18 protein-coding genes and 1 tRNA gene are annotated in these 17,657 nt (G+C 40.8%); 3 read left to right on the top strand and 16 right to left on the bottom strand.

All coding sequences use genetic code 11. The features are described from left to right. Nucleotides 1-4 precede the first annotated feature (4 nt). Nucleotides 5-1,933, top strand: coding sequence for a hypothetical protein (locus tag B5Y40_RS06580; RefSeq protein WP_079685882.1), 1,929 nt, complete (start codon nucleotides 5-7; stop codon nucleotides 1,931-1,933). 685 nt (nucleotides 1,934-2,618) lie between these two features. On the opposite strand, the gene B5Y40_RS06575 is transcribed toward B5Y40_RS06580, so the two are convergent. From B5Y40_RS06575 to B5Y40_RS06535, 9 genes are all read right to left on the bottom strand, one after another. After that, complete coding sequence (locus B5Y40_RS06575; RefSeq protein ID WP_143785637.1) at nucleotides 2,619-3,179, bottom strand: hypothetical protein; 561 nt, start codon at nucleotides 3,177-3,179, stop codon at nucleotides 2,619-2,621. Between the two features lie 26 nt (nucleotides 3,180-3,205). Beyond that, nucleotides 3,206-3,276: transfer RNA gene (locus tag B5Y40_RS06570), tRNA-Cys, on the bottom strand. A gap of 137 nt (nucleotides 3,277-3,413) precedes the next feature. After that, nucleotides 3,414-5,417 (bottom strand): 30S ribosomal protein S1, encoded by a 2,004-nt coding sequence (rpsA, locus tag B5Y40_RS06565; RefSeq protein WP_079685880.1) that lies wholly within the window; start codon nucleotides 5,415-5,417, stop codon nucleotides 3,414-3,416. 224 nt (nucleotides 5,418-5,641) lie between these two features. After that, complete coding sequence (locus B5Y40_RS06560; RefSeq protein ID WP_159453620.1) at nucleotides 5,642-6,982, bottom strand: TolC family protein; 1,341 nt, start codon at nucleotides 6,980-6,982, stop codon at nucleotides 5,642-5,644. A 7-nt stretch (nucleotides 6,983-6,989) separates the two neighbouring features. After that, on the bottom strand, nucleotides 6,990-7,676 hold the full coding sequence (locus tag B5Y40_RS06555) for an ABC transporter ATP-binding protein (protein WP_079685878.1): 687 nt from the start codon (nucleotides 7,674-7,676) through the stop codon (nucleotides 6,990-6,992). 195 nt (nucleotides 7,677-7,871) lie between these two features. Next, entirely contained in the window at nucleotides 7,872-8,288 is a 417-nt protein-coding gene (locus B5Y40_RS06550) for an OmpA family protein (protein WP_079685877.1), read from the bottom strand. A 97-nt stretch (nucleotides 8,289-8,385) separates the two neighbouring features. Beyond that, entirely contained in the window at nucleotides 8,386-9,960 is a 1,575-nt protein-coding gene (locus B5Y40_RS06545; protein WP_079685876.1) for an ATP-dependent DNA ligase, read from the bottom strand. Between the two features lie 19 nt (nucleotides 9,961-9,979). Beyond that, a complete protein-coding gene (locus B5Y40_RS06540; protein WP_079685875.1) occupies nucleotides 9,980-11,056 on the bottom strand; it encodes a ligase-associated DNA damage response exonuclease in 1,077 nt (358 codons plus the stop codon). Nucleotides 11,057-11,179: 123 nt separating this feature from the next. Further along, nucleotides 11,180-11,677 (bottom strand): nuclear transport factor 2 family protein, encoded by a 498-nt coding sequence (locus B5Y40_RS06535; protein WP_079685874.1) that lies wholly within the window; start codon nucleotides 11,675-11,677, stop codon nucleotides 11,180-11,182. A 131-nt stretch (nucleotides 11,678-11,808) separates the two neighbouring features. Between B5Y40_RS06535 and B5Y40_RS06530 the strand changes: the two genes are divergently transcribed. Then, entirely contained in the window at nucleotides 11,809-12,954 is a 1,146-nt protein-coding gene (locus tag B5Y40_RS06530) for a tetratricopeptide repeat protein (protein WP_079685873.1), read from the top strand. Nucleotides 12,955-13,320: 366 nt separating this feature from the next. On the opposite strand, the gene B5Y40_RS06525 is transcribed toward B5Y40_RS06530, so the two are convergent. Further along, nucleotides 13,321-13,872: a thioredoxin family protein gene (locus B5Y40_RS06525; RefSeq protein WP_079685872.1), complete on the bottom strand. Its 552-nt coding sequence runs from the start codon at nucleotides 13,870-13,872 to the stop codon at nucleotides 13,321-13,323. Between the two features lie 238 nt (nucleotides 13,873-14,110). On the opposite strand from B5Y40_RS06525, the gene B5Y40_RS29325 reads away from it, so the two are divergent. Beyond that, nucleotides 14,111-14,308: a hypothetical protein gene (locus B5Y40_RS29325; RefSeq protein ID WP_143785635.1), complete on the top strand. Its 198-nt coding sequence runs from the start codon at nucleotides 14,111-14,113 to the stop codon at nucleotides 14,306-14,308. Here the strand turns inward: B5Y40_RS29325 and B5Y40_RS06515 are convergent. The 6 genes from B5Y40_RS06515 to B5Y40_RS06490 all read right to left on the bottom strand — a co-directional run bounded on the left by B5Y40_RS06515 (nucleotide 14,294) and on the right by B5Y40_RS06490 (nucleotide 17,611). Beyond that, complete coding sequence (locus B5Y40_RS06515; RefSeq protein WP_079685870.1) at nucleotides 14,294-14,881, bottom strand: hypothetical protein; 588 nt, start codon at nucleotides 14,879-14,881, stop codon at nucleotides 14,294-14,296. The genes B5Y40_RS29325 and B5Y40_RS06515 overlap by 15 nt on opposite strands. Continuing rightward, complete coding sequence (locus B5Y40_RS06510; RefSeq protein WP_079685869.1) at nucleotides 14,865-15,437, bottom strand: YkgJ family cysteine cluster protein; 573 nt, start codon at nucleotides 15,435-15,437, stop codon at nucleotides 14,865-14,867. Before B5Y40_RS06510 ends, B5Y40_RS06515 begins: the two co-directional genes overlap by 17 nt. Nucleotides 15,438-15,492: 55 nt before the next feature. Further along, the gene (locus B5Y40_RS06505) at nucleotides 15,493-15,960 is read right to left on the bottom strand and encodes a nuclear transport factor 2 family protein (protein ID WP_079685868.1); all 468 of its coding nucleotides are present in this window, start codon (nucleotides 15,958-15,960) and stop codon (nucleotides 15,493-15,495) included. Between the two features lie 75 nt (nucleotides 15,961-16,035). Continuing rightward, a complete protein-coding gene (locus tag B5Y40_RS06500) occupies nucleotides 16,036-16,542 on the bottom strand; it encodes a dihydrofolate reductase family protein (RefSeq protein WP_079685867.1) in 507 nt (168 codons plus the stop codon). A gap of 81 nt (nucleotides 16,543-16,623) precedes the next feature. Beyond that, nucleotides 16,624-17,100, bottom strand: a complete 477-nt coding sequence (locus B5Y40_RS06495) for a VOC family protein (protein WP_221408873.1) — start codon at nucleotides 17,098-17,100, stop codon at nucleotides 16,624-16,626. 58 nt (nucleotides 17,101-17,158) lie between these two features. Beyond that, nucleotides 17,159-17,611, bottom strand: a complete 453-nt coding sequence (locus B5Y40_RS06490; protein WP_079685866.1) for a GyrI-like domain-containing protein — start codon at nucleotides 17,609-17,611, stop codon at nucleotides 17,159-17,161. Nucleotides 17,612-17,657: the final 46 nt, after the last annotated feature.

Below are 17,657 nucleotides of genomic sequence, written 5' to 3'. Positions count from 1 at the left end.
TGATTTGGCAACAACATATCTATATAACAAAGGGTTCACAATCGATGGTGAAAATAAGATAACTTATGAAGCAGGTAATAATATACAGTTCCGTCTTAATTACTTATTAACAAAATACCGTGCTGTTAGTTGGGAGTTTATAAACTCTGAAACTAAAGAGGTCATTACTACTAGTACAGATAAAGACCCTTTAGTATCATTCTCATTTGCACATGGCACTAAGGGTATAGATGTAAAATTAACTATTGATTTTGGTATACACCGTACTGTCTTTTACAAGAGAAGAAGGGTGGTTATAGTACCAAATACTTCAACTGCTGTTTGGACATTAAGTGATTTATCAAGTGCACCGCAATACAACGGTCATACTATAGTAACAGCAGCAGCCCTTGAACATAGGATTGATGGACAATATTTTGCACCCGGTGACATTATACATATTGCGGGTAATATATCTTCTGAACGTATCAGATGGAATAATTTCAACGGTGCTGCTGGTAATCCTATTATTATAACCACAAATAACACTACACAGAGAACAATCACTAAGAGTAATACAACCGAAGACGATGTAATGCAGATTGGTGATAATTGTAATCACGTTTGGTTTTATGGTAAGAAAGATTCTAACGGAGTTAGAAGTATAAAATTAATCAACGGTGGATTTAGTGCACAACAATTTAATGGTGCTGCAAATGCTTGTAACGATGTAAGAATTTTTGGTATTGAAGTATATCACGCTAAGAGTACCGGTATTAAAATGAAACTTGATACTGTCAATCGTATCACAGGTGGATTTGATGATTGTTGGGTATATGATTGCTTAGTACAGAAGTCCGGTAACGAAGGTTTTTACGAAGGTTATTTCAAATATGATTGGGATTCAACTTTTAATGGTGGTGATTATCATCATGTGATGAAACGTTTGAAAGTTTTTGCTAACGAGGCAAGAGAATGTAAATGGGATGGTATACAGGTATCATCTTGTGATGAGGACACGGAAGTATACTATAATGTTTCAATTAATAATGCTACTGGCAACACCTCAAGCCAAAATTTTGAAATGGTAATGAATGGTGGTTTTGCTGGTCATTTTTTCGGGAATGTAATTATCAACACGGTAACAAAAGGTGGTGTACAATTGCTTGCCAATAAGGACAGTTATGTATATAACAACTTTGTGTATTGTCCATTAGCACAAAATGCTTTATTCATAAGAAGAACAGATAATCCAGATTACAGTTCACCATCAGGAGTTTATTTACATAATGATCCTTATGCATTTGTATATGTATTCAACAATACATTTGTTAGTGCTCAAGACTCGGTTTATATTTTAGATGCTAATGATGAAACTACAGGTATAGTTCCGTTATCTGGATTAACTTATATCAATAACGCTGTTTATTATGGAGGTGCTGCAATTGAAGGTCAACTTCGATATAACGAACCTGCTGGTGCAAGTCAAACAATAATTATTAATAACTATGTGAGTAGTACTGTTGCTGGTTTAGGCGTATCATATAGTACAGGTTCAAGTACCTGTGATTTTAATAATGATTCAATAGTACCAGCAACAGAAGGTGTTGACCTAAGTGCCTATATTGATGTGAATAATTTATTATCTCAGATGTTTACTGACATTAACGATCAATACATACCAATAAGAGGTAAATGGCATCCCGGCCATAGTTCAAGAATTGGAGGCCACGAAAGTATAAACGAGCCTGATGTGACTAAGACACAAATCCAATGGTATCAAACTGATGACGTTACAAGAGTTAAAATTCCTGAAGCATACGGTTCTGAATTTAAAAGTTATGCTTTGATTGATGAAAGTAATTTAAATAAGAAAATTGCAAGTGTTAAGCCAATAGCGAAAACAGGGAATAAAATAGGAATAGAAGCATTTGGTACGGAATCTATCAACTAGCGAAATTTCTAAACTTAGTATTCTTACTGTCAAAAATATTTTCGTACCTTTGCTACCCCGAAACAAAAAATAACCAATGGTTATTAATGTATAAAAAAAGAAAAGGGGGAGACGCCCCCCTTTCCAGATCAGAAGTACTTACTTCTTCGGCTTTTTGTCACTCTCCTTCACCGTAGTGGCAGGATGAGTTTTTGCATAACCGGGCTTAACATACTCTCCGGTTTTTGCGGAACGATATTTAGACATAGTTCTAAATTGTTTAAACGTCATGGCTGCGGGAAATTTTAAAGGATATGCTTCGAACATATCCACCCTTTTTCAGTATTCCCGTCCATAGACATTTAAGGGTCAAGAGTAACAACGAATCTTGTATTTAAAAAGTTCATTTAAAAAGCCGGTTTTTACTGGCTTTTTTTGCTATAAAAAATGGGTAGCCTTTCGACCACCCATGGGCTTTACATTCAACTAAGCGAATCGACACAACGGTTTTTCTCCTCTATATCCAAAGATATATCATCGTTTTAGATATATCATCCCTCACGCAATCATCAGGATGATATATAAGGATTAGCCACGACCAACAGGTAAATAATATATCCTAGTGATATAATTATACCTAGAGCACCAATAACTACAGTTGCTCTCTGTTCATATTCCATGTTTTTCCACCACTTTTTCATAAGTCTTACTTGTTAAAGGGTTGATACTGGTATACTTTAACATCGTACACGGTGGCTTTTCCATGTGCTTGAAAACCTATACTGTTTACTGAATCAGTAAGGAAAAACTCATAGGCTATATTCGAGGAGTCTTGAAAGACATATCTATCCAACTCTATTAGTTGTCGCTTGCCCTTTTTAAGATAAAGAACTATAGCAGTACTATCAGCCTTTGCATTCACTCCTATTCTATAGTAACCAGAAGGGAAATTAGACTGCATCAGCAAAGGGGATACATCGGTACTTTGGACACTTCCGTTATCAACTACGAAAGGTGAAGTTGGATAACCTAAGTCAGTAAATTCGATCCATGGCTGAATAGTATTACCCTCAAAGCTTGAATTTTCGAATTGAGGTACAGCAACAGAGCTATTTCTTCTTTCTTCAGCACTAACTTTAATAGGTAAATTTTCTTCTTGAGGGATTATTTTTTCTTCGGAACAAGAAAAAATCAGGAGTGAGAGCAGAAGACAACATCGCACTTTGTCATACAACGTTGTCATACAATAAAACCCTAAGTAACTCATATACAGAGCCTTAGGGTTTAAAAAAGAGGTCTCGAGCGGATTCGAACCGCTGTAGGAGCTTTTGCAGAGCTCAGCCTAGCCACTCGGCCACGAGACCTTTCAAATGTGTGAAATAGTGTGAGTGTGTTATTTGTTACAAAGCACAAAACTATAAAAATCAATTGTGTTTGCAACGTAGTAAAAAAGAAAAGGTGGCCAATTAAGCCACCTTTCTTCTTCTTATTTCAGAAAAGGTTATTCACCCTTACCTTCACCACCCTGCATTTTTTCTTTCAGCGCGCTTAACGCTTCCAGATCTCCGAGGGTAGACTTCTCGTTCTGTTGATTTATAGATTGGATAGAAGCTCCTTTAGCAGGGGCTTTCTTACCACCTTTAGCGGCTCCAGCAGCAGCTGCAGGTTTCTCTTCGTCAGCTGACCAGATTGATTTGTGTGAAAGCACAATTCTTCTGTCTTCTTTAGAGAACTCAAGCACTTTGAAGTCTAGTGATTCACCAACTTCTGCTTTTGAGTTATCTTCTTTCGCAAGATTCTTAGCTGCAACAAATCCTTCTATACCGTATGGCAATTCAAGTACTGCGCCTTTATCATTTTTGTTGATGATAGTAGCTTTGTGTACTGAACCAATTGTAAATACAGTTTCGAAAGTATCCCAAGGATTTTCTTCCATGTGCTTATGGCTGAGAGCCAATCTGCGGTTCGCTGCATCCAATTCAAGTACTTGTACTTCCATAGATTCGCCAACTTTCACAAACTCAGAAGGATGTTTAATCTTCTTCGTCCAGCTCAAGTCTGATACGTGCACAAGACCATCGATACCTTCTTCAAGCTCGATGAAGAGACCGAAGTTTGTAAGGTTACGAACGATGCCTTTATGTTTTGTACCAACAGCGTATTTAGAAAGAACATCCTGACGTGTCCAAGGATCTTCAGTAAGTTGTTTGATGCCGAGTGACATCTTGCGCTCATCGCGATCAAGCGTCAATACAACAGCTTCAACTTCGTCACCAACTTTCATGAAGTCTTGTGGATTGCGTAAGTGTTGTGACCAGCTCATTTCACTTACGTGGATCAAGCCTTCAACACCAGGTTGCAGTTCAAGGAACGCTCCGTAGTCAGCTACGTTTACGATCTTACCTTTCACTTTAGAACCAACCTGGATTTCAGCAGCAAGCGCATCCCAAGGATGAGCTGTAAGTTGCTTCATACCCAGAGAAATTCTCTTCTTGTCTTCATCGAAGTCAAGTACAACAACCTTAACCGTCTGATCAAGCTTAAGAACTTCTTCCGGATGGTTGATACGTCCCCAGCTGATATCAGTGATGTGAAGTAATCCGTCAACACCACCAAGATCGATGAACACACCGAAGTTGGTCATGTTCTTGATAACGCCTTCCAATACCTGACCTTTTTCAAGGTTCGTAAGGATAGCGGCTTTCTGTTGCTCAAGATCTTTCTCGATCAGTACTTTATGCGATACAACTACGTTATCGTTCGTGTAGTTGATTTTCACAACTTTCACTTCGATGTTTTTATTTACATAGATATCGAAATCGCGGATCGGCTTAACGTCGATCTGTGAACCTGGCAAGAATGCCTCGATCCCAAATACATCCACGATAAGACCACCTTTTGTTCTGCGTTTAACAAAACCTTCGATAACCTCATCTTTATCCAATGCAGTCTGCACATATTCCCAACCTTTAACAAGCTTCGCTTTTCTGCGGCTTAGTACAAGTTGTCCCATAGCGTCTTCACGCTCTTCAATGAACAAGTCAACTACATCTCCGATCTTCAAATTCGTCATCTCCTTGAATTCAGCCAATGGTACAAGACCATCAGACTTGAAGCCAATGTTCAAAATAACGTCACGATCGTTGATACCTACTACGGTACCTTTCACTACTTCACCACTGTTAACAGAAGTAACGGTACCAGAGTACATTTGCTCCATCTCAGCACGTTTCTCTTTTGAGTATCCTTCTCCAAAACCTTTAGAGTCGAATGCTTCAAAGTCAAACTGACCTGGGATCTGCTTTTCGTACTTAGCTTTCTTTAATTCTGAAACCGGAATGGCTTCTGTTGTGATTTCCTCTTTCTGGAGGGATTTGATTTCTGCTAACGGATCATCTTCGTCAACATCGATCTTTACTGATTTTGTCTTAGAAGCACCTTTCAAAGGTTCCTTCGGTTCAACAGGTTTTCTGGGTCTTTCACCAGGTTTCTGTGATTTTGCCATGTATTAGCCCTTTAAGTACATGCAGCAGCCGGGCGGACTACTACAAATTTGTTTTGAATTCCCTTGAAGTAATGACAAGGGCCTGTTCACCCGAACAGGGGTGCAAAGGTACTAAATTTGTAATGAAGTATAAATGTGTTGCCGTGCGAATGTTTCATACAAAGTAAAAAGCCCTCATGAATAAATCAGAAAGGGCTTTTCGGGGTTTGGTTAAAAAGTCTTTGCTATGGAATATCCTCAAACTTCAATGTACCGATAGCATAATTGATCAGCAACCTTTGGAACATCAGTGTGAATTTCGAATTCTGAAAATCACCTTGCGCTTTGATATAGGCCTGGTTTATGATCGTGAGTTGTGTAATATCGGAGATTCCGAGATCATAACGTTCCTTTTCCATCTTATAAGCCAGTTCGGCCGATCGCAGTTGTGATTCCGAAGCTGCATAAGCAGTTTTCGCATCGCTGAAATTCTGGAATGCGCGAAGCACATCACTCTTCACGGTAACCTCCACATTCTTATGCTGAATCTTCGCATTCTCGTACGTTACTTTTGTTTGCGCTGCCTGTGCACGGTATAATAATCCGTTATAGATGGGGATGGTTATACTGAGTCCATAGCTTAATTGCGTATTATCTTTGGTGAACTGATCATTAAACGATCTGTTTTCATCACCATAGATATAGTTATAGCGCGATCCATAGGATGCTCCCGCATATATACTTGGCATATACCTTCCTTTCATAGATGAATATCCAAAGTGTGTTGCTTTCTCGTTGTAGTGTGCTTGCTTCAGATCGCTTCTTCGATCCATCGCTACAGTATACATTTCGTCCAGCGAAAGACTATCGATCAATACGGAATTCATATCCCAATCCACCAATGAAACTTCAAAGGCCAGCGGGTCGATTTGCAACGTAATGGCTAGAGTCGCTTTATCGTTTTTATAAGTATTGCGTGCGCGTAGCAGTGTAAGCTCAGCATTTTTTAACTGGTACTCCTGGTTGTAAAGATCAGCTTCGGCTTTACTGCCTAACTCCACTTGCTCTTTGATTTGATCATACTGTACTTTTTGCGTATTAACATTCTCTTCATTGATCTTGATCAATTGCTGATCCAACATGCATAACAAAAACTGATTGGATACATCGCGAATTACATCCTGGCTTGAGCGGTTTACCTGATGAAGTTGTGCTTCATTAGCGCTGTTCGCTTGCCTATAGGAATTAACCTGGCGTAAGCCATTGAAGATCGGCATGTTTGCATCAACCGATCCGTTAACAAAGTCGATAACACCATTGACAACCTCACCGCGGTTTTGGTTAAAGGAGTTACCATCGTTTCGATATGCGCTTCCGTTTGCCTGCACACTCGGACCGAGCTGAAGCAGTGAGGAAGTTTTATTGATCTGCGTATACTCCAGTTGATTTTTCTGTTGATTCAGCGTTACATTATTTTCAAGGCCAATCTTAACAGCGTCCTTAAACGTTAATATAGCAGGAGCCTGTTGTTGTGCATACGCTGAAAGGCTCCACCCGAATACTAAAAGTGTAAATAGTCTTTTCATTTTTACTTTATGCATTAACCAATACTCTTTCATCTGCTACGATTGTACCATCGCCTACTCTTACAATACGTTTACCGTATCGTGCATTTTCTTCAGAGTGCGTTACCTGTATAATCGTGATACCTTCATCATTAAGCTTGCGGAATATTTCCATGATCTGTTTACCCTGATCAGAATGCAGGTTACCCGTTGGTTCATCGGCCAGCAATAATTTTGGTTGTCCAACAATGGCACGTGCTATACCTACTAGTTGTTGTTGTCCACCGCTGAGTTGCTCGGGGAAAAGATCTTTCTTCGCGACCATGTTAAAACGATCGAGCATTTCTGCCACCATGCTTTTACGCTGACTACCGCTTACGCCTTTATATAGCAGAGGTGTTTCAATGTTTTCATATACCGTCAGTTCGTCAATAAGGTGATATGCCTGAAAGATGAAGCCTATATAATTCTTGTGCATATCAGACTTCTGTTTTTCTTTCATCTTGTGCACAGGCTCATCGAAGAAAAAATATTCACCTTCTGTAGGTTCATCCAACATACCAATGATGTTCATCAGTGTAGATTTACCGGCACCGCTTGGGCCCATGATGGTTAGAAACTCTCCTTGTTGAACATCGAGGTTTACACCTTTCAGAATAAAAGTGCGCTGGAAACGGGAGTCCACGTACTTATCGATATCGCGTAGTTTGATCATATTTTTTTTAAAACATTAAAACCGGAGATGAATGTGAATTTGATCTCTTCACACTCCCTTTGCCAACAATGTGCCAATGACTTTTTGCGCTCAGGATGCCTGAAAACGAGATTTCAGGTCATATCGCTTCGTCCGGTTGTGCAAAACGGTGTCCTAAATCGGACAGATCGCTACAGATCTTTTGATCGCTTGAATTTAGAAAACGATGGGATAAAGGATCACATCAACCCTGCGGTTCATTTGCATACCTGAAAAAGTCTGGTTGCTATATACCGGGTTTTCAAGTCCCCAATCCTTAATCGTGATTTTATGCTCGGGGATTTCCTTTTCGAGCAAGAGATGTTGAACGGACTCGCTACGCATTTTGGAAAGCCATTCGTTAAATTGCTTCCCTCCTATAGGATCGGTATGACTGATTAAATGAATCTGATATTTTTCGAGGAGATTGGGAAAAGAATCCAGCCAATGATATAGTTCTAAGGCTTGAAATTCATCTATATCATAACTGCCTCCTCCGAAATATATACTTTTCCGGATTTCATCAGACGGTTGCTCCTGTGCCTGTATAGCTATAGGCAACAGCAAAAACAGTATGATGTATAGACGAACCATATTTTGAAGATAGCGAGTTTATACCGTTAAGCGTAATACTTTATTATACTCCTTCTCTAAAATCGACAGAAAACAATTGCAGTATCACATACAACGTTTATACAAGAAGTTTACGAAGATTTTCAATGTTATCGGCTTCGATGGCAGGTTTATCTTTTCGCCAGCGTTTTATGCGGGGAAAGCGCAATGCTATACCGGATTTATGCCGCGAAGATTTTGCTATACCTTCGAAGGCAATCTCAAAGACAAGCTCGGGTTTAACACTCCGTACCGGACCAAAGCGTTCAATCGTATTTTGTTTCACCCAACGATCTACTTCGCGAATTTCTTCATCGGTTAACCCGCTATAGGCTTTTGTAAAAGGAACAAGTTGCTCACCATCCCACGCCGCAAATGTATAGTCTGTATATAGATTCGCTCTGCGCCCGGCACCATGCATCGCGTAGATCATCACTGCATCTACCGTGAATGGATCTATTTTCCATTTCCACCAATCTCCTCTCCTTCTTCCATTGCGATACGTGGATTCCTTTCTCTTCAACATGATCCCTTCACTAAAAAGATCGCGGGCACGCGAACGCTCTTCTGCAAGTTGCTGCCAGGTATCAAATTGCACCAGCGCAGAGATTCGTAACACAGCATTATTTACAGAACAGATCTCTTCTACTTTTTTTCTTCGCACATCCATAGTCCAGTGCCGAACATCCTCGCCTTGCCATTCCAACAGGTCATACGTAACAAAAGATACCGGGACTTCCTTCAATAATTTTGCGCTTAATGTTTTCCTGCCGATGCGTGTTTGCAAATGATTAAATGATAGTGGTTGATCGTCTTTGAAAGGAAGAATTTCACCATCGAGTACAGTGCCATCCGGAAGCAAATCCAGCATGATGTTAAACTCCGGATATTTATCCGTCACCAATTCTTCTCCACGTGACCATACAAACAATTGCCGGTCGCGTACAATCACTTGTCCACGAATGCCATCCCATTTATGTTCAGCAAACCATTCATGCGGATTTCCTAGTGAACTGACTTCCCCTTCCAACGCATAGGCCAGGTAAAACGGGTATGGCTTTGATATATCTTTCTGATCCTCCGATAACATCAATTGTGTAAAAGTATCGGCTTCGGGCGACCAGTTTCCCATGAGCTTATGAGCCACTATATTTTCACGAGCTCCGGTATGTTTTGCAAGCGCTTTCACCATAAGTTGCTGTGATACACCCATTCGGAATCCACCGGTTATTAACTTGTTGAAGACAAAGCGCTCCGTGCCGGTGAGGCGATTCCAGGCCCATAAAATTTTTTCTTTTTTCTCTTCGATTGTCAATGGCTCGAGCGAACGAATAAAATCGATCCAGTACGTAAGTGATTCATCTGATTCTTCTGCCGGCTCTGGAAGTAAAAGCGTAATGGTTTCAGCAAGATCGCCTACAACATGATAGGATTCTGCAAACAACCACGATGGAAAGCCTGATAATTCGGAAGCCCATGTAGCCAGCAACGTTGTATTAATCGTTCGCTTTGGTCTTCGATGAGACAGCAATGCTATAGACCAAAGTTTATCCTGGTCGGAAACTTTCTGAAAGTATTCCATCAACGCCTTGATCTTGCCAAGCGTTTTGGTGGTGCGATCTAAATCTGTAAATAGTTGCGCGAAGTTTTTCATAGCAGGGAATTAGGCTGCATCAACTCTCTGAGGTTTGAACATTAGCATCGACATCGGAAGATATACCTATATTTTCTTCCATACTTGTCTTATCAGTGCCTTCAATAATTTCGCTCAATTCACCTTCGTATTCTGTTTTCACAGGGTATGCTTCTATACCTTTCTCATTAAGCCATTGTGAAAATATTTCAGCGTAGCCATGGGTAACAAAGACTTTCTCTGCACCGGTTTCCTTTACCGCTATATTCAGACTTTTCCAATCGACATGATCCGATAATGGAAACCCTCTGTCGGCACCGCGTCTTCTTCTTGCTCCTCGAAGCGTCATCCAACCCGAAGCTATACCCAATGAGTACGGCAGAAATCTGCGAATCCACGGAGAGCCTACTGCCGAGGGGGGACAGATCACCAGTGCGCCTTCAAAATCCTGTTTCTTACTCTCTTTCGTAACGCGATGTGTTTCCGGTAAATCTATACCTTGTTGTCGCATCACTTCATTGATTGAGTCTACTGCACCATGCACAATGATCTTTCCGATGGACGTATCTATATTCTTTAAGAGTCGCTGGCTTTTACCCAATGTATACCCGGCTATAACCGATACTTTTCCTTCTGTTTGATTTTTGCGCCACCATGCGTTCATCTCGTTAAAGATCTCCTGCTGTGGTTTCCAGCTATAGACGGGTAGCCCAAACGTTGATTCGGTAATGAAGCTATTACACTTCACCAATTCAAAAGGCTCTGATAGTCCGTCTGGTTCAAGTTTATAGTCACCGGTAAAAACCCAGACCTCACCTTTATACTCTGCTCTGATTTGCGCGGATCCCGGAATATGTCCGGCAGGATGAAAAGAGAACTGAACACCGTTGATATATACCGGGTTCCCATAATCTGCCGTCTCGATCGTATCCATCCGCAGACGATGTTTGATGACAGGAGCTGCAGACGATGAACATAAATAACGCTTATGCCCCCAACTGGCATGATCGGAATGGCCATGAGAGATCAGGGCGCGGTCAACCGGCTTCCAGGGGTCCAGGTAGACATCGGCTTTGGGGCAATAAATTCCGCGTTCGTTAAATTCAAGTAGACTCATCGTTGCAGCATTAAGTGCATAACAAGTAACCTGCTAAAAAGATATACCCACTCGAGAAAAAAGAGTCGCTGCAACAAACAAAAAATCATCATCCGGATTTAACAGACGATGATTTTCATGGTATCATTTATGTTTGTCCTGAATTTTCTTCGGCACATCACATCCGGTTTTTCTACGTGTGTCAGCGAGGTGAAAAATCTTCCAGCCATCTTTCCCTTTGTGCATATGAAATGCATCAACACCACAATGACTAAACGTTTTGCCTATATAAAATCCGTAGTCACACCAAGCTTGAGCGAAGTCGCCATCGATTTGAATCTTCAAATTCCAGATCTCTTCGTACCAAACTTCCGGATGTGGAGTTCCTACAGCTTTGAGGAATCCATCCAATGATGACTCATGATGTATCACCGGGCTGCCTGCCTTATCGCGTGCTATCGTAGCCATTGTTATTTCACGACCAAAAGTTGAATGTACCAAAGCACTATCCCCCTTCTCCATGCCTTTGAACAGATCCGTAATTACCTGCCGAACAGCGGCTTCGTCTGTATTATTTTTTTGTGACCAGGCACAGGTGTATATTCCGGATAACACGAGTAACAGGCAGTAATAACGTTTCATAGGGGGTATAGTTATGTTTAAGAAAGATGTATAAAGCATGGCTATGACTGAATAACATTTACGTTAACGGTGATAATGCACTCTCACTGTCCAAATATTTATTACTTTTATCGCTGCTATTATACCTATTTATGATTCAGAAAAAAATCCCTCTGATACTACTCTGTTCGGTTATTACGCTTTCGGCATGGGCAAATGCGGATAGCCTTCAAACTGCACTTGACACAGCCAAGAACCAATATAGGGTAAAAACGCTCAATGAGTTCTTCCGTAAATATCACGAAAGTGATCCGGCTAAAGCTGTGGGCTATGCCCGTGAAGCACTCAATCTTGCCACAGAGATCAATGATAAAAAAGGTCTTGCTGCTGCCTATAATAACCTTGGCATTGCCTACAAAACACAAGGCGCTCTTGATAAAGCGCTTGAATATTATCTGACCTCCCTACGGACGTACGAGTCATTGAATAACAAGGAAGGCATCGCTACAACAAAAAGTAACATCGCCACCATCTATTCGATGAAGAAGGATTACGGACAAGCCATGAAGTATATGGAAGAATCGTATACTTTGTTTGTCGAGATGAAGGATGAAGATAAAATTATCCGCTCGATGAATAACCTGGGAAACCTGCATAGCGAAATACAGCTATATGAAAAAGCGATGAGCTATTTCTCTCAGGCATACCAGTTGAGTGAGAAAAAGGGAACTGTATATGCTGACCCGTTAACAAACATGGGGAATCTATACTTTCGCCAGAATAATTATCAACGTGCCGTTGAACATTATGAGAAGGCTCTTGAGCTAGAGCGTGAAAGCAATAACAAGTTGGCTGCGCTCAACATCATTGTTAATCTCGGCATCACCTACACAAAAGCCAAACAACCAAAGCCCGCTCAGGTTTACCTTGACGAGTCGCTTCTGTTATGCAACGAGCTGCAGGCATTCTCTTTTCATCCTACGATTTACAAAACCATCGCAGAAAATTATTCGACCCAGGGAAAATGGAAGGAAGCGTATGATGCCCAGTTAAAATACGATGAAACACGTGAGAAGATCTATGGCGAAGAAAGTAGCAGGAACATCGCACAGATGGAAATGATCATGGAGTTTCAGCAGAAGGATAAAGAGTACGATTTATTGAAACAACAGGATGAAATCACCAAGCTAGAGCTCCGGAACAGCCGGTTATTTATAGTGCTTTTTATTTTAGGAGGTTTAATCATACTGGGAGGTCTGAATTTTTTCTATCGGAAAAAACGAGTAAGGCGTATGTAGCAGCCGTTGGTACCGTTTGCGTGCTGCGTTATTTAAACTTAATCTTTGATACACAGCCGTATATAGCTCCAACATCATTTCGTCATAATTTTTAACATAAATCCTTTTACGGTTAGGGCTCAACATATACCTTTGCTCCCGTTAAACAATTACAATCATGTTTCAACAGTTTATTGGAGACGGAGCTAATATTTTCATTGCAATTGTAGCGGTAATCGTGGGTTTTGCTACCTCACTTGGCTACATTGACTTCCTTAAGACAAAAAAGGAACAGAAGAAAGATTAATCGCAGATCAATGCTATACAAATAAAAAAGCCTTGACGCTGCTGCATCAAGGCTTTTTTTATTGAGATGACTTGTCGCCCTTAAAAAGGCGATTTGTATGTTGTTTGCCACTCTTCCCACTTCACACTTTTATAGTGTCCTTCGCCGATGAACTGGGCGATCATATGAAACTCATTCGGTTTGCGATATCCTGGTACAGGCTGGATCATTCTGAACTCTTCGTCTAAGAATACTACGGTCGGATAACTTAACTGGTTATTCAACAACGCTGCTGCTAATTCGTGGTAACCTTTTCCTCCGCTCGGAACGAACTTGAAAGTCTTCCCATTAAAAACTACATCCTCTTTCTGTTCGCCATTAAACTTTACAGCATAGAATTTCTCATTCAACAACTGGGCAACTTTAGGATCGCTAAATGTATTCTTGTCCATAACTTTACACCAGCCACACCAATCGGTATAGACATCAATAAAGATCGGGCGTTTACTTGTCTTTGATTTCTGTATTGCCTCCTCGAAGGTTATCCATTTTACAGGGCCCTCAACTGTCTCTCCGGGGCGATCGATCAACGTCATTGAAGTGATTACCATCACAAAAAGCAAAGCCGCTGCCACACTCAATATTCTTTTCATAGCTGTATTTCTTTCCTGGAATTGCAAAACAAATTTAAGCATTAAAGAGATCACTCTTTTGTCTTTAATCTATTCTGGCCGTTTGGTAGTAACCTTTTACGATGAAGCAGGTAATACACCTGTACGAAAATATAAACACTGTATGTTCGCAACTGAACAGCCTATCGCATCAAATGTCAAGAATCAGACCAAAAACCAGCTTTTAAGTACTGGCACAAGGTTGGTAAAGAGACATTCTGTGAAAAAACGTTTTACATATCGCGAACTTACACTCCTGGTCGGCATCTTAGTAGCCGCCATCGTGCTCTTTACTTTTCTGTCGCGACAATCTTCTGCATTATCCGATTTAACTTCAGATTTCCTGCCCAAGTTCGTAAGTCCTATACAGACTGGTTTAATAAAAGAAGTAATCGTAGATATACTATTTACGAACTGATCGCTTTCGCGGAGCTTCCTTCAGATTAAAGTAATCGCGATTCAGATTAAACACGAGCGAGAATCGGTTTCTATATATAGTGGTGATCTCCTGATCGGAAATAGGAATCTGATATCCATAAAAGAAATCAGCGAAGCCAAGAATGGTAAGACCTATTTTAGGTGTAACCACCAACGACTTTCTATTATCGCCTTCAACATTATAATTATGATCAATGAAGTAAGTCATGTCTAAGGCAGCACCTAATATACCCGCGGTGAATTCATAACCGATCTTCGGGCCCAGCAGCAAATTGCTGTCATCGATAAAAACATCTACCGTACAGTATGGTCCCTTGGAAGCAAGACTTAATGGATGTTTATAGATATCCTGCCAATATATACCTGCTTCAAAAAAAGCTCGATCCTGTACACCCACCCCTACCTTGGGAACGAAGCGTGGTTTTGTCCAATAATATTGAAAAGGCTTCGTGCTTGAAGAGTCACTCCGTTGGGCAAACAGAGTTGCAGTGCAAGAAAGTAAAAGCACTAAAAAAAATCCTACTCTGAAAAGTATGCTACGATCTGTATGCATAGTAATGCAATATAACTTCTATTGCCCGTTTAATAGCCTCGTTGATTGGGAAAAAATCTCGTGCCAACTCAAAATCGATGGCGTGAAGCTGCATATAGTAATTACTCATGACGGGAAGCTTCGCGCCTTCTTCAATCTTGAGAGCCGTTTGTTGATAATTGTCAGCTTGTTCGGTTTTAATGATCTGGCATGTAACAAGCTCGGAGTTGCCATACTTGTTGGTCCGCGCAGAGTAACCGAACAATCTGCAGATCAATCCTCGATACTTATATTCCGAACATAACCCTGCCCCTGCTTGTGTTGGGTTCAGGATAACACAAAGTGATGCATCATTTGCCTGTAGCTTTTCAAACCAGGTATAAGCCAGGTCTTGCTGATAAAGATAATGTGCGAATGGAAGGAATTCGAGAATGGTAGCCTCGATGTCTGCTTTGTAACAACATTTACCACACCCCCAGGCACAGTGAAGTCCTGACCAGGATTGAAATGAAGCGATCTCCTGATCTAATTTTTCAAAGACCTCCTCTATAGCCCTCACTTTTTCTCCAAGCTCCATTGTGCAAAGGTAAGAAAGAAAGATCGCTTATGAAGAAGAGAAGTTATTCCAGTGGTTAGGAAGCCGACATGAATTTGGCAAGACTATGCTTTGCTGTAGCGCGGATTTTGTTTTGTACCATCGGGCTCCAACCAAGGAGTAATCCGGAAAGACCGAGGGCCTGCTTCGACCAACGCCACAAATCGAATGAATCGTGATGCTGGAATATTTTACCGTCTTTAAATTGAAACGATGCGTTGATAACATTATGAACAGGCTTGCCTGTTTTCGAGAAAGTATACCACGCTTCCCACGTACATGTACCTGTATCACCTGCTATATGTATATCCGAGAACGAAACTTTCAGGTCCTTCGAAGAAGTCAGGAGCATCTGCCACATAGCACGTACTTGTTTGGCATTTAGATCCTGAAAAACCGGATCATGAAAGGACGCATCTGCATGGTAGCATTCTTGCATGGCTGCATAATCACGTTTTTGAAATGCCGTATAAAATTGTCGAATCAATAATTCGTGTTGCTCCATTGTATTTGTTTACACCAAAGTAACAAAATACATTCGGCTATAACGCAGTATGCAAGAATACTTTCCATTTGGTAATTATACCTGATCTTTAGTATACGATAATGATATAAGTCCTGTTTCGTAGTGCTTTGTTTTTTGGAGTTTGAAGTATTTACGTTCACGAATCCCCTGGAACAAAAGCTTACCGCTTCCCAATAGTATCGGGTGAACTGAAAGCCACAACTCATCGATCAGGTTGGCATTGATAAATACTGTCGTAAGGCTTGCCCCTCCAAACAACCATATATCCTTACCCTCTTGTTGTTGCAATTCCTTGACAAATTTTATAGCATCACCTTGCACTAACTCCGTTCCCTCTGGCGCCTTGTCGAGCGTATTTGAAAACACGTATGCTTTTTTACCGGCATATATATTTCCGCCTGCTACCTCAAAACTTTTTCTGCCATAAAAAACTGTGTCAATACTTTGCAAAAAACTTTCCATACCATAATCCTGGTCAGTATAGCACCAGTCGTATTCACCGTTAGGTCCTTCTATATACCCATCCAGGCTAACTGCCAATCCTAAAATTATTCTCCGCATTACTATAGTTTGGTTAAATCAATACTCATTCTTTTTAATTCCAGTGTCGTTTTTCTTAATCAGGGAATGGCTGCTCAGGTTTCATTTCTGAGGTGCGGTATAGGTTACTATATCAATACCGATTCCATTCGGATCAACAATAGCAAAGTGTCTGTCGCCCCAAGGCTCATCGCGCAACGGAATCTCTATGGGCACGTTCAGTGCTTTGATCCTTTTATATTCTTCATCCACATTTGCTACCTCTATAGTAAGAAACATTCCTTTTCCCGGAAACGCTTTTTGAAAAAGTGGCTGCTGCGTGGGATGATCGGGTAACAAAAATGCAATTTCTGCCTGATGGCCAGGCGTGTGCATGAGTATATAAAACTCATTCTCGAAGGTTACACCAAAGTTCAGCACCTTGCTGTAAAAATCCTTTGATGCGGTAAGCTTGGAAGTTACAATGCCTGCGTTAAGTTTCATCGTTGGTTTTATTTGTGATTGTGATTGTGCCGAATAAGCTATGAACAAACCTATGAGGCCGACCAGTATGCCGATCATAACAATTATCTTTTTCATGGTTTGATTGTTCAAGTGTGATTTGATATAGTATTCATATATAGTATAGGATGTTCAACTATTGAACCCCCATTTGTATTTCAACTGCGTTGGCTTCAGCATGCTGAAAATCTACATTTACATAGATCTCACGGTTTGCTGCATTGGGAGTAAGCTTGTGCTCAGCGGCGAACTGCATGAGCTTACCGTAGCTTTGTGGAATCTGGTCCCACGGACCATCGTGATCGATCACTGCACATTTGAAAGATTCAGTTCGCTTGAAATGAAATTCACCATCATAATCACGCGGAACGTCCGTTACCGGTAAAGCAATTTCAAGCGTGAAGGGTTTGCTTTCATCACCTGTGAAACCAAAGTAATGCCAGTGGATCGGGCCGGTAATACCTACCTTCTGTTCAACGGCTTCTTTATATAGCTTTTGTCCGACAGACAAGAATGAACCAAGCTCACTTACGCGCGTCTCTGTTCTGAAGAACATAAAATTGATGGGTTTGACTTCCTTGATTTTCATGTGGATGTTTTTTTAATTAAGAATATATAAGCGAATCAACGATCGG

Source organism: Ohtaekwangia koreensis (assembly GCF_900167975.1).
Classification (GTDB): domain Bacteria; phylum Bacteroidota; class Bacteroidia; order Cytophagales; family Cyclobacteriaceae; genus Ohtaekwangia; species Ohtaekwangia koreensis.
The sequence above is the reverse complement of the archived record's forward strand: the minus strand, read 5'-3'. Positions and strand labels throughout refer to the sequence as shown.

Bases quoted from the DNA above. Each gene is read 5' to 3' on its own strand.
- B5Y40_RS06575 (WP_143785637.1), bottom strand. From the start codon at position 3,179: ATGAGTTACTTAGGGTTTTATTGTATGACAACGTTGTATGACAAAGTG.
- rpsA (WP_079685880.1), bottom strand. From the start codon at position 5,417: ATGGCAAAATCACAGAAACCTGGTGAAAGACCCAGAAAACCTGTTGAA.
- B5Y40_RS06560 (WP_159453620.1), bottom strand. From the start codon at position 6,982: ATGAAAAGACTATTTACACTTTTAGTATTCGGGTGGAGCCTTTCAGCG.
- B5Y40_RS06555 (WP_079685878.1), bottom strand. From the start codon at position 7,676: ATGATCAAACTACGCGATATCGATAAGTACGTGGACTCCCGTTTCCAG.
- B5Y40_RS06550 (WP_079685877.1), bottom strand. From the start codon at position 8,288: ATGGTTCGTCTATACATCATACTGTTTTTGCTGTTGCCTATAGCTATA.
- B5Y40_RS06545 (WP_079685876.1), bottom strand. From the start codon at position 9,960: ATGAAAAACTTCGCGCAACTATTTACAGATTTAGATCGCACCACCAAA.
- B5Y40_RS06540 (WP_079685875.1), bottom strand. From the start codon at position 11,056: ATGAGTCTACTTGAATTTAACGAACGCGGAATTTATTGCCCCAAAGCC.
- B5Y40_RS06535 (WP_079685874.1), bottom strand. From the start codon at position 11,677: ATGAAACGTTATTACTGCCTGTTACTCGTGTTATCCGGAATATACACC.
- B5Y40_RS06530 (WP_079685873.1), top strand. From the start codon at position 11,809: ATGATTCAGAAAAAAATCCCTCTGATACTACTCTGTTCGGTTATTACG.
- B5Y40_RS06525 (WP_079685872.1), bottom strand. From the start codon at position 13,872: ATGAAAAGAATATTGAGTGTGGCAGCGGCTTTGCTTTTTGTGATGGTA.
- B5Y40_RS06515 (WP_079685870.1), bottom strand. From the start codon at position 14,881: ATGCATACAGATCGTAGCATACTTTTCAGAGTAGGATTTTTTTTAGTG.
- B5Y40_RS06510 (WP_079685869.1), bottom strand. From the start codon at position 15,437: ATGGAGCTTGGAGAAAAAGTGAGGGCTATAGAGGAGGTCTTTGAAAAA.
- B5Y40_RS06505 (WP_079685868.1), bottom strand. From the start codon at position 15,960: ATGGAGCAACACGAATTATTGATTCGACAATTTTATACGGCATTTCAA.
- B5Y40_RS06500 (WP_079685867.1), bottom strand. From the start codon at position 16,542: ATGCGGAGAATAATTTTAGGATTGGCAGTTAGCCTGGATGGGTATATA.
- B5Y40_RS06495 (WP_221408873.1), bottom strand. From the start codon at position 17,100: ATGAAAAAGATAATTGTTATGATCGGCATACTGGTCGGCCTCATAGGT.
- B5Y40_RS06490 (WP_079685866.1), bottom strand. From the start codon at position 17,611: ATGAAAATCAAGGAAGTCAAACCCATCAATTTTATGTTCTTCAGAACA.